This is a genomic window from Gemmobacter serpentinus, from assembly GCF_008973825.1.
GTDB classification, from domain to species: Bacteria; Pseudomonadota; Alphaproteobacteria; order Rhodobacterales; family Rhodobacteraceae; genus Gemmobacter; species Gemmobacter serpentinus.
Map to the genome: position 1 here is coordinate 13,492 of NZ_WCHR01000020.1, position 14,308 is coordinate 27,799.

A 14,308-nucleotide genomic window follows, 5' to 3' on the forward strand; every position below is an offset into this window, starting at 1 on the left:
GATGCGGATTCATGCAGAGGCGGCGCTGCTGCCCGATGGCTGGCACCAGAATGTCGCGCTTGACCTGAAGGGCGGGGTGATCGCCGCCGTCACCCCCGGTCAGCCGGCGCGCCCGGAGGATACACGGGTTCAGGCGCTGATCCCCGGAATGCCGAACCTGCATAGCCACGCCTTTCAGCGCGGCTTTTCCGGCCTGACCGAAACGCGCGGCCCGGGGCAGGACAGCTTCTGGACATGGCGCGAGATGATGTATCGCTTTGCCCTGCAATTGGACCCCGAGGGGATGCAGGCCATCGCCGCCATGGCCGCCGTCGAGATGCTGGAGGCGGGTTATACCCGGCTGGGCGAGTTCCACTATCTGCACCACGCCCCGGATGGGCACCCCTATGCCGACCCGGCGGAAATGTCGGGCCGCATCATCGCCGCCGCCGAGGAAACCGGGATCGCGCTGACCCATCTGCCGGTCTTCTATGCCCATGGCGGCTTCGGCGGGGCCGCCGCGAATGACGGTCAGCGGCGGTTCCTGCACGATCTGGACGCTTTCGACCGGCTGATGGAGCGGTGCCAGGTGCATCTGACCCGCAAGCAGGACCGCCTTGGTCTGGCCCCGCATTCCCTGCGCGCCGCCACGCCCAACGAAATCCGACATCTGGCCGCCCGATGGCCGGGCCGCCCCTTCCACATCCATATCGCCGAACAGGTGAAGGAGGTGGAGGACAGCCTGGCCCATTCCGGTGCGCGCCCGGTGGAATTCCTGCTGGATCAAGCCCCGGTCGGCCCCGACTGGTGCCTGATCCACGCCACCCATCTGACCGGCACCGAGGTCACCGGCATCGCACAAAGCGGGGCCGTGGCAGGCTTGTGTCCGGTGACCGAGGCCAATCTGGGCGATGGCATCTTTGCCGCGCCAGAGTTTCTGGCACAGGGCGGGGTGTTTGGCATCGGCACCGACAGCAATGTGGCGATCTCGGTCGCCGAAGAACTGCGGATGCTGGAATACTCACAGCGTCTTGCCCATCTCGGCCGCAATATTTGCACTGATGCTGGGTCCACAGGGCTTGCGCTGTTCAACGCGGCGCTGCGTGGAGGGGCACAGGCATTGGGGGCGCCCTCCCCCGAGCTGGCACCCGGCGCCCCCGCCGATCTGGTGGCGCTGGAGGACCCGATGGAACTGTCCCATGCCGAAAGCCTGCTTGACCGCTGGATCTTCGGTCACGGCATCGCCGTGGCCGATGTCTGGGCCGCCGGGGCGCATGTCGTGCAGGACGGCCAGCACCACCAGCGCGACCTGATCCGGCACGCGGCGGCAAAGGTCCTGCGCAAACTGATCTGAGCCCGGCGACAGACCGTCCGGGCTTTGCCATTGCGCGGCCCGGCTTTTGCCCCTAAGCCTATGCCCGTCGGTTTCCGAGAGGAATTGAAAGGGAATCCGTGGCCCTTGCTGCAAGGCAAGGGTGAAACGGAACTGCCCCCGCAACTGTAGGCGGCGAGGATCCGCGCGAGAATGCCACTGTGGGGTCACCCATGGGAAGGCCGCGCAGATCCGTTGACCCGTCAGTCAGGAGACCTGCCGACATGTGCAACCAACTTGACCCGGGCGGGGCGTCCGGGGAGGCGAGACATGAACCAGACCCAGAGATGCCTTGCGGCATCCCCTGTTGGCCCGCCTGCGCATGACGTGCAGGGGCAAGCCCGCGCTGGCCGTGGGACTTTCACGCTTTTCCCATGCCTCCGGCCCAGTTCCCATCGGAGATCCCGGATGCAACATTTCCCCATCATCCGCCTTGCGGCGGCAACATCCCTTGCCGCGCTTGGCCTTGGTGCCCCTGCCCTTGCGCAGACCAGCTATCCGCTGGTGCTGCAAAACTGCGGGGTCGAACTGACATTTGACAAGGCCCCCGACAGCGCCGTGACGGTGGGCCAGGCCACGACCGAGATCCTGTATACGCTGGGGCTTGGCGACAAGGTCGCGGGCACCTCGGTCTGGTTCACCGAAGTGCTGCCGGAGTTCAAGGAACTGAACGCAGGGATAGAGCGACTGGCCGACAACGACCCGTCCTTTGAAAGTGTTGTGGCCAAGCGCCCCGGCATCGTCACCGTGCAATATGAATGGCATATCGGCGCGCAGGGCATTGTCGCCACGCGCGAACAATTCGCCGATCTGGGCATTCCGACCTATACCCTGCCCGCCGATTGCGTCGGCAAGGACAATACCGCAGGCTCCGACGGCACCCGGCTGGAGCCCTATACGATGGCGGGCATCTATCAGGGCATCGAGGAGCTGGCGACGATCTTCGATATCCGGGCCAAGGGCGAGGCTGTTCTGACCGATCTGAAGGCGCGCGAGGCGGCTGCGGTCGAGGCGGCCAAGGCGCTGGACCTGAAAGAAGCCTCGGCGGTCTTCTGGTTCTCCTCGGCCGAGATGGATATCGACCCCTATGTCGCGGGCAATGGCGGCGCACCGGCCTGGATGATGGCGTCACTTGGCCTGAAGAACGTGATCGACAGCCCCGAGGAATGGCCCGTGGTGTCGTGGGAGACCATCGCCCGCGCCAACCCGGATGTGATCGTGATCGCCCGGATGGATCGCCGCCGCTTTGAGGCCGACGATTACAAGAAAAAGCTGGAATTTCTGAAATCCGATCCGGTCGCCAGCCAGATGGAGGCGGTAAAACAGGGCCGTGTCGTCATCATAGACGCACATGCCATGGACCCGTCGATCCGCAATATCGCGGCGCTTGAGGAACTGGCAGCCGCCCTGCCCGCCTTCGGCCTGAAATGAGCCAGACAGTCCCCCCTGCCGGGCTTGCCCTGCATGTCGCGCTGCGCGGCATGGCGGGGGGGGCCGTGCTTTTGCTCGCCGTGCTGGCGGGTGTGATCTTGGGCGAGACCCCCTTGCCCTGGGCCACCGTTCATGCGGCGCTGGCCAATAATCTTTGGGGCGCAGGCCTGCCCGTTGACGCCATAGATCAGGGCATCATCTGGTCGTATCGGGTGCCCCGCACGCTGGTCGCCGCTGCCTGTGGCGCAGGGTTGGCGCTGGCGGGCGTTGTCTTGCAGGCGCTGGTGCGCAATGCGCTGGCCGACCCCTATCTGCTGGGCGTTTCTGCCGGGGCATCGACCGGCGCGGTCGCGGTCACCATTCTCGGCATCGGTGCGGGGGCTATCGGCATCTCTGGCGGGGCCTTCCTTGGTGCCGCACTTGCCTTCGGGCTGGTCGCGGCGCTGGCGCGCGCCGCCGGTGGCGGGCCTGCGCAGATGGTGCTGGCAGGCATTGCCGGATCGCAGCTGTTCAATGCCCTGACCTCATTCTTCATCGCGAAATCCGCCAATGCCGAACAGGCGCGCGGCATCATCTTCTGGCTGTTGGGCAACCTGTCGGGCGTGCGTTGGCCGGATGTGACGCTTGCCGTGCCGGTGGCGATCATCGGGCTTTGCGTCTGCCTTTGGCATATGCGGGCACTGGATGCCTTTACCTTCGGGGCGGATGCGGCATCTTCACTTGGGATTGCCGTGCGCCGGGTGCAGATCGTGCTGATCGGCGCGGTCACCCTGATGACTGCAACGATGGTCAGCCTTGTCGGATCCATCGGCTTTGTCGGCCTGGTCATCCCCCATGCGGCGCGCCTTCTGGTCGGGCCGCGCCATGGGCGGCTGTTGCCTGCGGCGGCCCTGGCGGGGGCGGTCTTCCTGATCGCCGCCGATGTGGCCTCGCGCATGTTGATCCCCGGACAGGTCGTGCCCATCGGGGTGGTCACCGCCCTTGTCGGCGCGCCGGGCTTTGCGCTGATCCTGATCCGTGGGCGGGGTCGAACATGAGGATCCGGGCATGAGGATCGCGACGTATAACCTTGGCTGGGCCAGCGGGGGCCGCCCCATCGTTGAGGGCATCACGCTAGAGGTCAAAAGCGGCGAGACGCTGGGCCTGATCGGCCCCAACGGGTCGGGCAAATCAACGCTGCTGCGACTGCTGGCCGGGATCGCACCGCGCCCGCAAGGCCATGTCACCCTAGAGGGTGAGGATTTGCGCCGGATGAAGCGGCGCGACATCGCCCGGCGCATCGCCTTTGTCGAACAACAGGCCGACACGGCCGAGGCCCTGCGCGTGCGCGACGCGGTGGCGCTTGGCCGCACGCCATGGCTATCGCCGCTGGCCCCGTTCGGCGCGGCAGATGCCGCGATCTGCGCCAAGGCTTTGGCCCATGTCGGCATGGCGCAGATGGCCGATCGCAGCTGGTCCACCCTGTCGGGTGGTGAACGCCAGCGCGTCCATATCGCCCGCGCTTTGGCCCAGCGCCCACAGGTCATGCTGCTGGATGAACCAACCAACCATCTGGATATCCATCACCAGCTTGCGTTGCTGCGGCTGATCTCGGACCTGCCGGTGACCGTAGTGATCGCGTTGCATGATCTCAATCAAGCCATGGGCTGCGACCGGCTGGCGGTAATGGAGGGCGGACGGCTGGCCGCCATCGGCCCGCCCGCCGAAGTGCTGACCCAAACCCGCCTTGGCCGCATCTTCCGTGTCGGCGGGCGTGCCCTGCATGACCCCACCGACGGGGCCACCCAATTCCGCTTTCACTGTCTTGAGGATCCATTATGAAATCCATCCTTGCAGCCCTTGCCTTGCTGATCGCCACCCCCGCGCTTGCCGAAGTGCATGAGGTGCAGATGTTCAACCGATCCGCGAATGGCCCGATGATCTATGAGCCATCATTCCTTCAGATCGCACCGGGCGATTCCGTGCGCTTCATCCCGACCCAACCCAGCCACAATGCGGCAACCATCGACGGGATGATCCCTGAAGGTGCCACCCCGTTCAAATCGAAGATCAACGAGGATTTCACCACCACCTTCGAGGTCCCGGGTGCCTATGGCATCAAATGTTCGCCCCATGTGGCAATGGGCATGGTCATGCTGATCCATGTCGGCGAGGTCGCAGAGACGCCGCTGCCCGAAGCCCTGCCGAAAAAGGCGCGCGCGCGTTTCGAAACCATTCTGCACGGCATCGCGCCATGAAGAACCACGACCTCAGCGAAGACATCCGGGATTACTGGTCGCGTCGGTCTGAAACCTTCGATCTGGCCTTTGGCCATCGCATCGCCCCGGGGGCAGAGGCCGAGGCCTGGGCCGCGCCGATGCGCGCGCATCTGCCCCCCGCCCCTTCCCGCGTGCTGGAACTGGCCTGCGGCACCGGCGAGGTGACGCGGCTGGTGCATGATCTGGGGCATGAGGTGACGGCGCTGGATTTCTCGGAGGCCATGCTGGCGGTGGCACGCGCCAAACACGCGGGCAAGGCGCGGCTGCGCTTCCTGCTTGCCGATGCGCAGGCCACGATGGAGCCAGATTCCAGCCATGACGCGATCCTGTGCCGCCATCTGGTCTGGACGCTGACGCGGCCCGAGGCAGCCTTTGCCGACTGGTTCCGCGTCTTGCGGCCCGGCGGGCGGCTGCTGATCTATGATGGGGACTGGGCGAAGCCTGCCCCCGGAGGGGTCTGGGCGGCCAAGCTGCTGGCACTGTGGGACAGGATCGCCCCCGACCCGCATTATGACGGTGCGATGGGTGCGCGCCATGCCGCGATCATGGCCGAGCTGCCCTTTGGGGACGGGCTGCACTTTGACGGGCTGGCCCCGATGCTGGCAGCGGCAGGTTTCACCGCCATCACCCAGCACAGCCATGACCCGATTGCCCGCGCGCAACGGCGGGTGACCGGGCTGCGCAACCGCCTGCGCACACGGGTTTACAATCGCTTCATCCTGACAGCCTGCAAACCCGGCTGAACAGGCACTGTATTCGGGCATTCCGACAGTCGGCGATCTGCGCTAGGCAGGACCTGCGGCGCCATGCCGATGCATTTTCTAACAGTCAAAGGCGGCCCCATGCAGATCGGCATCGATTCCTACAGCTTCCACCGCTTTTTCGGCGAGACCTATCCCGGGATCGAAGCCGATCCGGGCAAGCGCCTGACGGTCTGGGATTTTCTGGATCATGTCGTGTCGCTGGGCGTGGGGGCAGTGTCGCTGGAATCCGCCTTTCTCGATGCGGGCGACACGGCGCTGATTGACGATCTGCGCCGCAAGCTGGACGCGCAGGGGCTGGAGCGGGTCTGGGCCTGGGGCCATCCGCGCGGTTTCCGTTCCGGGCAGGAACCCGCCGCGATGGAGGATGCCCGTCGCAGCCTGCGAGCCGCGCAAAGCCTTGGCGCGGGGGTGATGCGGATCTGTGCGGGCGGGCGCGGCACACGGATGGCAAGCTGGCCCCAGATGCGCGAGGCGCTGCTGCCGCTGTTGTCGGACCTAACACGCGAGGCACAGCGTGCGGGCGTAGTGCTGGCGGTGGAAAACCATATCGACCTGTTTGCCGATGAATTGCTGGATCTGGTCGAAAGCATTGGCAGCCCCTATTTCGGCATCTGTCTGGATACCGCCAACAATCTGCGCATGTATGAGAACCCGCGCGAGGTTCTGCGCAAGCTCGCCCCCCACACGAAGGCCACCCATATCAAGGACATCATCGCGCTTGGGGGCGATCCCGGCACCATCGCCTTCTGGCCCAGCGTGGCCACTGGCGAAGGGCTGATCGACATGGCCGAGGTCGTCTCGGTGCTGCGCGGCGTGAATTACGGCGGCGTTCTGGCCATTGAAATCGACTATCTTGCCCCCGGCCAGGGCGATGAATTTGCAGCCCTTGCCCGCAGCGTCACCAATCTGCGCCGGATCCTTGATGGCCAGCCGGCCTTGCCAAGGGGCTGAGGCCACCGCATGGCATTGCGCCCACCAAGCGCCGGAAAGACCGCAGAACTACGCCCAAATACAGGCCTGCGCCTGACGGCCGCCGACCGGATCGCCAGATCGTCGATCCAGAACACGGGGGCAATCAATGCCTGATCCTTGCGGACCCCGGAAGGGCGATAGACCCAAGCACCGATTTCCCCGTGGGGGTGGCACTGACCGTCAGGCTTCTGCGCCACAGCCCGCCATCCCCGAAAGGGGTGCAGCAGTGCAGGACGAATTTTTCCGTTAGACGCCGGTCATTTTCATCTTTGCCAATAGCAACGGATCATAGGCCGGGGCCTCGGTCCGGCGCCGCCCGGCTTCGATCTCTGCCAAGGGCATGGCAGGCGTGATCTTCGCGCCCCCCTCGATGGCCAGACGCTGATAGACGCCGGTGCCCTGCCGCTTCCATTCGATTTCCTCTGCGGAAAGGTCCCGCGTCACCTTGGCAGGCGCGCCCACCGCAAGCACATTTGGCGGCACCTGCATCCCGGCCTTCACGAAGGCCATGGCGGCGATGATGCTGTTCTCGCCAATCGATGCCTCATCCATCACCACCGCGTTCATGCCCACCATGGCATTGCGCCCGATATGGCAGCCATGCAGCACCGCGCCGTGACCGATATGGCCCGCCTCTTCGATCACCACATCCTTGCCGGGAAAGGAATGGATCACGCAGGTTTCCTGCACATTGCAGCCGTGATGCAAGACGATCCGCCCGAAATCACCGCGCAGCACTGCACAGGGGCCGATATAGACCCCCGCCGCAATGATCACATCGCCGATGACCACCGCATCAGGGTGGACATAGGCGCCGGGGTCAATGACAGGAACCACCCCGTCATAGGCGTAAACCCGCGCCATCACCCGACCGCCACAGGCGGCCAGACCTTGGCAACCATGGTCAGCACATCATATTGCGCGACCACCGCGCCATCCTGTTTGGTCACTCGCGCATCCCATCGCACCTCGCCATGTTCGGCATTGGCGCGGGGATTGATCTCCTTGCAGGTCAGCCTGACCTGCAGGCTGTCGCCGAAATAGACCGGGGTCAGGAACCGCAGGTTGTCGACACCATAATTCGCCAGAACCGGACCCGGATCAGGGTCCACGAAAAGACCGGCGGCAAACGAGGCGATCAGATAGCCATGCGCCACCCGATCGTCGAAGAACGGATTGGCCCTGGCCGCATCCGTATCCATATGGGCATAGAAGGTGTCCCCGGTGAAATGGGCGAAATGTTCGACATCTTCCTGGGTCACCACCCGCGATGCGCTGATCAACTGGTCGCCGATCTTCAATTCGGCCAGAGACTTGCGGAACGGGTGAATGCCGGTCTGGGCATCCGCGCCCTCGATCCAGCGGCCGGTGACCGCGGACAGCATACGCGGAGCACCCTGAACGGCGGTGCGCTGCATGTAATGCTTGACCCCGCGCATCCCGCCCATCTCTTCGCCGCCCCCCGCCCGGCCCGGCCCGCCATGGACCAGCGGCGCAAGGGGCGAGCCATGCCCGGTGGACGATTTCGCCGAAAGCCGGTTGCCAATCATCACCCGGCCGTGGAAGGGGGCCGCGCCAAGCACAACCTCTTCGGCGACCGCCCTGTCATCCGTGAAAACCGAGGCCACAAGCGACCCCTTTCCAAGCGCCGCAAGTGCCACCGCCTCGCCAAGATCGTCATAGGGCAAAAGGGTCGACACCGGGCCAAAGGCCTCGACATCATGCACCTGCGCGGCGGCAAAGGGCCGATCGGCATAAAGCAGGATCGGGTTCATATAGGCCCCTTTGGCGGCATCGCCCGAGGCCACTGACACCTGATCGGGATTTCCCGCGACGATTTCGGCCACCGCCTGCAATTCGCGGATGCGCTCGCGCACCTCTACCCGCTGATCGAGGCTGGCAAGCGGGCCCATCCGCGTCTCTGCGGCGTCCGGCAGACCCAGCGTGGTTTTGCCCAGCCGGTCTGCCAGCGCATCGCGCAGCGCCGCAATACTGGTACGCGGCGCGATGACCCGACGGATCGCCGTGCATTTCTGCCCCGCCTTCGACGTCATCTCGCGCGCAACCTCTTTCACGAACAGATCGAATTCGGGCGTGCCCGGCTGCGCATCGGGACCGAGGATCGAGGCGTTCAAACTGTCAGCCTCCATGGTGAAACGCACCGAATGGGCGACGATGGCAGGGTGCGTCTTCAACTTGCGCCCGGTCCAGGCCGAGCCGGTAAAGGTCACTGCGTCCTGTTCCGTGACGTGATCCAGCAGATCCCCCACCGAACCACAGATCAATTGCAATGCGCCTTCGGGCAGAATGCCGGTATCGACAATGCGCCGCACGACCAGTTCTGTCAGGTAAGCGGTCTGGCTGGCCGGTTTGACGATGCAGGGCACGCCGGCAAGCAGGGTCGGCGCGATCTTTTCCAGCATCCCCCAGACCGGGAAATTGAAGGCGTTGATATGGATGGCCACGCCTTGCAGCGGTGTCAGGATATGCTGGGCAACGAATGATCCGTCCCTGGACAACCCTTCGACCTCGCCATCGGTCAGGGTGCGGGTATTCGGCAATTCCCGCCGCCCCTTCGAGGCGAAGGCCAGCATCGTGCCGATCCCGCCCTCGATATCGACCCAGCCATCGGGCCGCGTCGCCCCGGTGCGGAAGCTTTCGGAGTAAAACTCTTCCTTATGTGCCATCAGCGCCAGGCCAAGGGCCTTCAACATCCCTGCCCGGTCATGGAAGGACATGGCACGAAGTTTCGGCCCTGCAACGCGACGGCCATGTTCCAGCACATCCGCGAAATCAAGCCCGGTGGAATCGATCTGTGCCACGCCTTCGCCGGTCGCGGCATCGAGCAGCAACTGACCCTCTCTGGTTCCCGGGGTCCACTGGCTGCAGACATAGCTTTCAAGACGACGCAGGGGGCGGGTCGGCGCGTTCATCGGAATTTCCTTACATTCATTCGCAATAGGCTGCGGCCATGCACGCCACAGCCCGTATTTCACAGCCCGACAGCCACGAGCCGTTCATCAGCCAAGGCGGCCCAGCGGGACAGAAGTGCCTCATTCGGGTGATGACGCAGCCCGAATTTGCGCAGGGTCTCGAAGCGGCCCGACCCTGCGACACCAAAGGTCGCGGCGACGCGCGGACGCCAATAGGCGACCGAAAGCGCAGCCTCCGCGCGCCCTTCAGACGTGGCACAGATGCGCTCCAGCCCCTCAAGGCCCAGATCTGCATGGCGCGCCTCACGCGGGGCGATCTCGCGGAAAACTTCGGCCAGCGGCGCATAGGACACGCGTGTCAGCTCGGTCATCTGCACGCCGGTCGCAAGCCCTTGCAGCACATTCATCACCACAGCATCAATCCAGCCATTGATCGGGTAATGCAGCACCGCCAAACGGTTGTCGGTTCCGGCCCGGGCTGTGCCCAGATCGGTATCCCGATCCAGCCGGGCCGACCAGTCATGGCTTGCCTGATAGCGCAGCACATCGGTGCCAAAGCCGGCCATCACCGCCAGCACCCGCTCAGCATGGTCGGCCTTTTCCAGCGTGATCCGGCTTGCGGCGATCCGCTCCTTGATTGCGGGCGCGAAATTGATGGAATCCGCAAATCCGGCCGAGGCCGCCAACTCGCTGTCCACAAAAGACGACATCAGCCGCAGCAATTCGCCCCGATAACGGGCAGGCACATTTTCAGGGGCGCTGAGCACACCGCCCTGCGCAAGATAGTCTTCGATACTCATTGTCTCGGACATGGTTTCCTCCGCTGTCCCGGCCATCGCCTGTCACTCGTCATAGGTGACAACAACCCGCTCGCTGATCGGCATCGCCTGACAAGACAGGACATAGCCTGCGCGCACCTCGTAATCTTCCAACGCATGGTTGACGGCCATCTCCACCTCGCCCTCCAGCACCTTGCAGCGGCAGGTTGAACAGACGCCCGCCTTGCAGGAATAGGGCGCATCAAGTTTCGCCGCGATCGCGGCATCCAGAATGGTTTCGCCCCCGCGGGCCATTTCGAAACTGCGCGTGGCACCGTCCAGCGTCACCGTGGCCTGCACCCCTGTGCCGGGCACGGTGGCGGATTTCGAAACGGCCCGGGTCTTGGCCCGACCCTGCTGACCGCTGGCGAACAGCTCGAACTTGATCTGGTCATCGCGCAGCCCGTGATCCCTCAGGGATTGCGCGATGGCCAGCATCATCGGCTCCGGCCCGCAGATGAAGGCCATGTCGATGGCCTTTGCATCCAGCCAATGCGTGAACAGCCCGCTCATCTTTTCCGCGTCGATGCGCCCGGTGAACAGGTCAATCTCCTGCCCTTCCTGCTCCAGCACATGGATCACGGAGAAACGACCAAGATAGAGGTTCTTCAGATCCTCCAGCTCCTCACGGAACATGATCGTGTTGATCTGACGGTTGGAATAGACCAGCGTGAAGCGCGCTTTCGGCTCACGCGCCAGGGTCGTCTTGATGATGGACAGCACCGGCGTAATACCCGATCCACCGGCAAAGCCCAGATATTGGCGCGCCGCCGTTTCATCCAGCGGGGCAAAAAACTTGCCCATCGGTGGCATCGCCTCGAGCTCGTCACCGGGGGCAAGGCTTTCATTGACCCAGGTCGAGAATGCCCCGCCATCGACGCGCTTGATGCCCACCTTCAGGCAGCCCTCGTCGCGGCCTGCGCAGATGGAATAGCTGCGGCGCAATTCCTCGCCATCGAAATCGCGGCGGAAGGTCAGATATTGTCCCTGGGTGAAGTCGAAAAGCGCGACATCCTCGTCGCGGGGGCGCAATGTCACAACGACAGCATCGCGGGTTTCGCGGCGAACATCGGTGACTTTCAACGGGTGAAAGCGTGCCATTCGGGTTCGTTCCTTGTCGAAGGCATCCTCAGATGCACTTGAAATAGTCGAAAGGTTCCAGACAATCCTTGCAGCGCCAGCTGGCCTTGCAGGGGGTCGAACCGGCCTGCGACAGCCGTTCGGTATGGGTCGATCCGCAGCGCGGACAGGCGATCACCAGATTGGATGTGCCCGCCAAGCGCGAGATCCGACCGGCCAGCCTCCCGTCGGGTGCCGTGCCGTCGATGGGCGGCGCAATCCCGTAGGCGCGCAGCTTCTCGCGTCCTTCAGCGGTCAACCAGTCGGTGGTCCAGGGCGGTGACAAACGCCGCTCCAGCCGCACCTTCTCGACCCCCCGCGCATGAAGCGCGGCCGCGATATCGAGATTGATGACCGTGGTGGCGGGGCAGCCCGAATAGGTGGGCGTAACCGTCACAACCAGGGTGTCCGCTTGCCATTCCACATCGCGGACAATGCCCAGGTCGGTCAGCGAGATCACGGGAATCTCCGGGTCCGGCACCTGCGAAAGCCAGTCCCAGACCTGTGTCAGTTCGGGGCGCGCAGCATCCATCGCATCACCAGCTTGCGCCGGGATAGGCGCGTTGCAGGAATTGCATCTCGGCCAGGATGAAGCCCAGATATTCGCTGTGAACCCCGGTCTTGCCGCCCGTGCCTTTGACCCCATGTTGCCAAACCTCACCCGGATGGGTCAGCGTGGCTTCGGCCAGGACATCGGCAATGGTGCGGTCCCATCCAGCCTTGAGGCTTGACGGCAGAACCGCGATCCCGGCCTCGGCCATCGCGCGGTCGGTCGCATCGTCGGCGAACATCTCGCCTGTATAGGGGAACAGAAGGTCAAGCGCCTTCTGCATCCGGGCATGGCTTTCCGTCGTGCCATCACCCAGCCGCACCACCAGATCGGCAGAACGTTCCAGATGATAGGCCACTTCCTTTTCCGCCTTGGCGGCAATCTCGGCCACCCGCGGATCGGAGGATGCCTTCAGCGCCCGCAGCAGTTCGATGTGAAAGGCGTCGAACAGGAATTGCCGCATCAGCGTCTGGCCAAAATCGCCATTCGGGCGCTCTACCAGCAGCAGATTGCGGAAGGCACCCGCGTCGCGCAAGAAGGCAAGTGCGTCCGCCGTGCGTCCCTTTCCCTCCACCTCGGCGGCAAGACCCAACCAAAGCTGGCACTGGCCAATCAGATCCAGCGCCTGGTTCGACAGGGCAATGTCTTCCTCCAATGCCGGGCCATGGCCGCACCATTCCGACACCCGGTGGCCAAGGATCAGCACATTGTCGCCAATCCGTTGCAGCCATTCGGCGAATACGGCGCGGTCAACCGCTTCCAATGCCCCGCTCATCACATATGCCCGATTTCTTCGGGGATGTCGAAGAAGGTCGGGTGGCGATACACCTTGGAATTCGCCGGCTCGAACAGCGGGCCTTTATCCGACGGGCTGGAGGCAGAGATGCTGTTCGACGGCACCACCCAGATGGACACGCCCTCATTGCGGCGGGTGTAGACGTCGCGCGCATTGCGGATCGCCATTTCGGCATCGGGCGCGTGCAAGCTGCCCACATGCCGATGGTTCAGCCCGTGCTGACCACGGATAAAGATTTCCCAAAGGGGCCATTCGCTGGACATGTCTTGCTCCTCCCGGAAGCTGGATATGCGCTTGGATGGGCGGGCACTCGCCCACCCGACAGATTATTCGGCGGCAATGCGGCGGCTGGCCGCCTTTTCGGCATGGGCCATCAGGCCGTCACGGAACCAGGCCCCATCGTCCCAGGCCTTGATCCGTGCCCCAAGGCGTTCGGCATTGCAGGGGCCATTGCCCGCAATCACCGCAAAGAATTCCGACCAGTCGGGCTCGGAAAAGTCATACCCGCCCTTTTCCTCGTTCCAGACTAGGTTGTCGTCCGGCACGGTCAGGCCAAGGTATTTCGCCTGCGGCACGGTCTGGTCGACGAATTTCTGGCGCAGTTCGTCATTGGTGTTCATCTTGATCTTCCAGGCCATCGACTGCGCCGAATGGACGGAATCCTTGTCGGAGGGGCCGAACATCATCAGCGCCGGATACCAGAAGCGGTTCAGCGCATCCTGCGCCATCGCCTTCTGTTCCGGGGAGCCTGCGCACATCTTCATCATGATGTCATAGCCCTGCCGTTGGTGGAACGACTCTTCCTTGCAGATGCGGATCATCGCGCGGGAATAGGGGCCATAGCTGGTGCGCTGCAGCGGCACCTGGTTCATGATTGCCGCGCCATCGACCAGCCAGCCGACCGCGCCCATATCGGCCCAGGTCAGCGTCGGATAGTTGAAGATCGACGAATATTTCATGTTCCCCGAATGCAGCTTCTCCATCAGCTCATCCCGGGTCACGCCCAGCGTTTCCGCCGCCGAATAGAGATAGAGCCCATGCCCCGCCTCATCCTGAACCTTGGCCAGCAGGATCGCCTTGCGCTCAAGCGTGGGGGCACGGGTGATCCAGTTGCCCTCGGGCAGCTGGCCGACGATTTCGGAATGCGCGTGCTGCCCCATCTGGCGGATCAGCGTCTTGCGATAGCCTTCCGGCATCCATTCCTTCGGCTCGATCTTCTCGCCGCGGTCGATGCGCTCCTGAAAGGCCAGTTCCTGCGGCGTCATCTCCTCGCGGGATTTCGACCCTTCGGACTTTACAAGCTGTGCATACATGGC

15 protein-coding genes and 1 riboswitch are annotated in these 14,308 nt (G+C 64.0%); of the genes, 7 read left to right on the plus strand and 8 right to left on the minus strand.

The genetic code is table 11. The features are described 5' to 3' along the window. The first annotated feature begins 1 nt into the window (after position 1). From GBJ34_RS12945 to GBJ34_RS12975, 7 genes are all read left to right on the plus strand, one after another. Complete coding sequence (locus tag GBJ34_RS12945) at positions 2 to 1,333, plus strand: formimidoylglutamate deiminase (protein WP_151719632.1); 1,332 nt, start codon at positions 2 to 4, stop codon at positions 1,331 to 1,333. 51 nt (positions 1,334 to 1,384) lie between these two features. Then, a riboswitch (cobalamin riboswitch) is annotated at positions 1,385 to 1,589 on the plus strand. 170 nt (positions 1,590 to 1,759) lie between these two features. Beyond that, positions 1,760 to 2,782 (plus strand): ABC transporter substrate-binding protein, encoded by a 1,023-nt coding sequence (locus tag GBJ34_RS12950; protein ID WP_151719633.1) that lies wholly within the window; start codon positions 1,760 to 1,762, stop codon positions 2,780 to 2,782. Continuing rightward, positions 2,779 to 3,819, plus strand: a complete 1,041-nt coding sequence (locus GBJ34_RS12955; protein ID WP_151719634.1) for a FecCD family ABC transporter permease — start codon at positions 2,779 to 2,781, stop codon at positions 3,817 to 3,819. Before GBJ34_RS12950 ends, GBJ34_RS12955 begins: the two co-directional genes overlap by 4 nt. 10 nt (positions 3,820 to 3,829) lie before the next feature. Continuing rightward, the gene (locus tag GBJ34_RS12960; RefSeq protein WP_151719635.1) at positions 3,830 to 4,603 is read left to right on the plus strand and encodes an ABC transporter ATP-binding protein; all 774 of its coding nucleotides are present in this window, start codon (positions 3,830 to 3,832) and stop codon (positions 4,601 to 4,603) included. Further along, positions 4,600 to 5,019 carry a pseudoazurin gene (locus GBJ34_RS12965; RefSeq protein WP_151719636.1) on the plus strand — a complete coding sequence of 140 codons (420 nt, stop codon included), beginning with the start codon at positions 4,600 to 4,602 and terminating at the stop codon, positions 5,017 to 5,019. Before GBJ34_RS12960 ends, GBJ34_RS12965 begins: the two co-directional genes overlap by 4 nt. Further along, positions 5,016 to 5,783 carry a class I SAM-dependent methyltransferase gene (locus tag GBJ34_RS12970; RefSeq protein ID WP_151719637.1) on the plus strand — a complete coding sequence of 256 codons (768 nt, stop codon included), beginning with the start codon at positions 5,016 to 5,018 and terminating at the stop codon, positions 5,781 to 5,783. Before GBJ34_RS12965 ends, GBJ34_RS12970 begins: the two co-directional genes overlap by 4 nt. A gap of 99 nt (positions 5,784 to 5,882) precedes the next feature. Beyond that, positions 5,883 to 6,755, plus strand: a complete 873-nt coding sequence (locus tag GBJ34_RS12975; RefSeq protein ID WP_151719638.1) for a sugar phosphate isomerase/epimerase family protein — start codon at positions 5,883 to 5,885, stop codon at positions 6,753 to 6,755. Positions 6,756 to 7,022: 267 nt separating this feature from the next. Here GBJ34_RS12975 and GBJ34_RS12980 read toward each other — a convergent pair whose 3' ends face one another. The 8 genes from GBJ34_RS12980 to paaA all read right to left on the minus strand — a co-directional run bounded on the left by GBJ34_RS12980 (position 7,023) and on the right by paaA (position 14,305). Then, the gene (locus tag GBJ34_RS12980; protein ID WP_151719639.1) at positions 7,023 to 7,640 is read right to left on the minus strand and encodes an acyltransferase; all 618 of its coding nucleotides are present in this window, start codon (positions 7,638 to 7,640) and stop codon (positions 7,023 to 7,025) included. Next, on the minus strand, positions 7,640 to 9,709 hold the full coding sequence (gene paaZ / locus GBJ34_RS12985) for a phenylacetic acid degradation bifunctional protein PaaZ (protein ID WP_151719640.1): 2,070 nt from the start codon (positions 9,707 to 9,709) through the stop codon (positions 7,640 to 7,642). The genes GBJ34_RS12980 and paaZ overlap by 1 nt, the downstream gene beginning before the upstream one ends. Positions 9,710 to 9,768: 59 nt before the next feature. Next, entirely contained in the window at positions 9,769 to 10,521 is a 753-nt protein-coding gene (locus GBJ34_RS12990) for a Phenylacetic acid catabolic protein (RefSeq protein ID WP_151719641.1), read from the minus strand. Between the two features lie 30 nt (positions 10,522 to 10,551). After that, positions 10,552 to 11,628 (minus strand): 1,2-phenylacetyl-CoA epoxidase subunit PaaE, encoded by a 1,077-nt coding sequence (paaE, locus tag GBJ34_RS12995; RefSeq protein WP_151719642.1) that lies wholly within the window; start codon positions 11,626 to 11,628, stop codon positions 10,552 to 10,554. Between the two features lie 28 nt (positions 11,629 to 11,656). Further along, a complete protein-coding gene (paaD, locus tag GBJ34_RS13000; RefSeq protein ID WP_151719643.1) occupies positions 11,657 to 12,178 on the minus strand; it encodes a 1,2-phenylacetyl-CoA epoxidase subunit PaaD in 522 nt (173 codons plus the stop codon). Positions 12,179 to 12,182: 4 nt separating this feature from the next. Further along, complete coding sequence (gene paaC, locus GBJ34_RS13005; RefSeq protein WP_151719644.1) at positions 12,183 to 12,971, minus strand: 1,2-phenylacetyl-CoA epoxidase subunit PaaC; 789 nt, start codon at positions 12,969 to 12,971, stop codon at positions 12,183 to 12,185. Continuing rightward, complete coding sequence (gene paaB, locus GBJ34_RS13010; RefSeq protein ID WP_151719645.1) at positions 12,971 to 13,255, minus strand: 1,2-phenylacetyl-CoA epoxidase subunit PaaB; 285 nt, start codon at positions 13,253 to 13,255, stop codon at positions 12,971 to 12,973. The genes paaC and paaB overlap by 1 nt, the downstream gene beginning before the upstream one ends. Before the next feature lie 63 nt (positions 13,256 to 13,318). Next, complete coding sequence (gene paaA, locus GBJ34_RS13015) at positions 13,319 to 14,305, minus strand: 1,2-phenylacetyl-CoA epoxidase subunit PaaA (protein ID WP_151719646.1); 987 nt, start codon at positions 14,303 to 14,305, stop codon at positions 13,319 to 13,321. Positions 14,306 to 14,308 lie beyond the last annotated feature (3 nt).

What these genes read in the sequence shown, in the direction of transcription:
- GBJ34_RS12955 (WP_151719634.1), top strand. Translation starts at nt 2,779, where the DNA reads ATGAGCCAGACAGTCCCCCCTGCCGGGCTTGCCCTGCATGTCGCGCTG.
- paaB (WP_151719645.1), bottom strand. Translation starts at nt 13,255, where the DNA reads ATGTCCAGCGAATGGCCCCTTTGGGAAATCTTTATCCGTGGTCAGCAC.
- paaE (WP_151719642.1), bottom strand. Translation starts at nt 11,628, where the DNA reads ATGGCACGCTTTCACCCGTTGAAAGTCACCGATGTTCGCCGCGAAACC.
- GBJ34_RS12965 (WP_151719636.1), top strand. Translation starts at nt 4,600, where the DNA reads ATGAAATCCATCCTTGCAGCCCTTGCCTTGCTGATCGCCACCCCCGCG.
- GBJ34_RS12950 (WP_151719633.1), top strand. Translation starts at nt 1,760, where the DNA reads ATGCAACATTTCCCCATCATCCGCCTTGCGGCGGCAACATCCCTTGCC.
- paaC (WP_151719644.1), bottom strand. Translation starts at nt 12,971, where the DNA reads ATGAGCGGGGCATTGGAAGCGGTTGACCGCGCCGTATTCGCCGAATGG.
- GBJ34_RS12970 (WP_151719637.1), top strand. Translation starts at nt 5,016, where the DNA reads ATGAAGAACCACGACCTCAGCGAAGACATCCGGGATTACTGGTCGCGT.
- GBJ34_RS12990 (WP_151719641.1), bottom strand. Translation starts at nt 10,521, where the DNA reads ATGTCCGAGACAATGAGTATCGAAGACTATCTTGCGCAGGGCGGTGTG.
- paaD (WP_151719643.1), bottom strand. Translation starts at nt 12,178, where the DNA reads ATGGATGCTGCGCGCCCCGAACTGACACAGGTCTGGGACTGGCTTTCG.
- paaZ (WP_151719640.1), bottom strand. Translation starts at nt 9,709, where the DNA reads ATGAACGCGCCGACCCGCCCCCTGCGTCGTCTTGAAAGCTATGTCTGC.
- GBJ34_RS12975 (WP_151719638.1), top strand. Translation starts at nt 5,883, where the DNA reads ATGCAGATCGGCATCGATTCCTACAGCTTCCACCGCTTTTTCGGCGAG.
- GBJ34_RS12945 (WP_151719632.1), top strand. Translation starts at nt 2, where the DNA reads ATGCGGATTCATGCAGAGGCGGCGCTGCTGCCCGATGGCTGGCACCAG.
- GBJ34_RS12980 (WP_151719639.1), bottom strand. Translation starts at nt 7,640, where the DNA reads ATGGCGCGGGTTTACGCCTATGACGGGGTGGTTCCTGTCATTGACCCC.
- paaA (WP_151719646.1), bottom strand. Translation starts at nt 14,305, where the DNA reads ATGTATGCACAGCTTGTAAAGTCCGAAGGGTCGAAATCCCGCGAGGAG.
- GBJ34_RS12960 (WP_151719635.1), top strand. Translation starts at nt 3,830, where the DNA reads ATGAGGATCGCGACGTATAACCTTGGCTGGGCCAGCGGGGGCCGCCCC.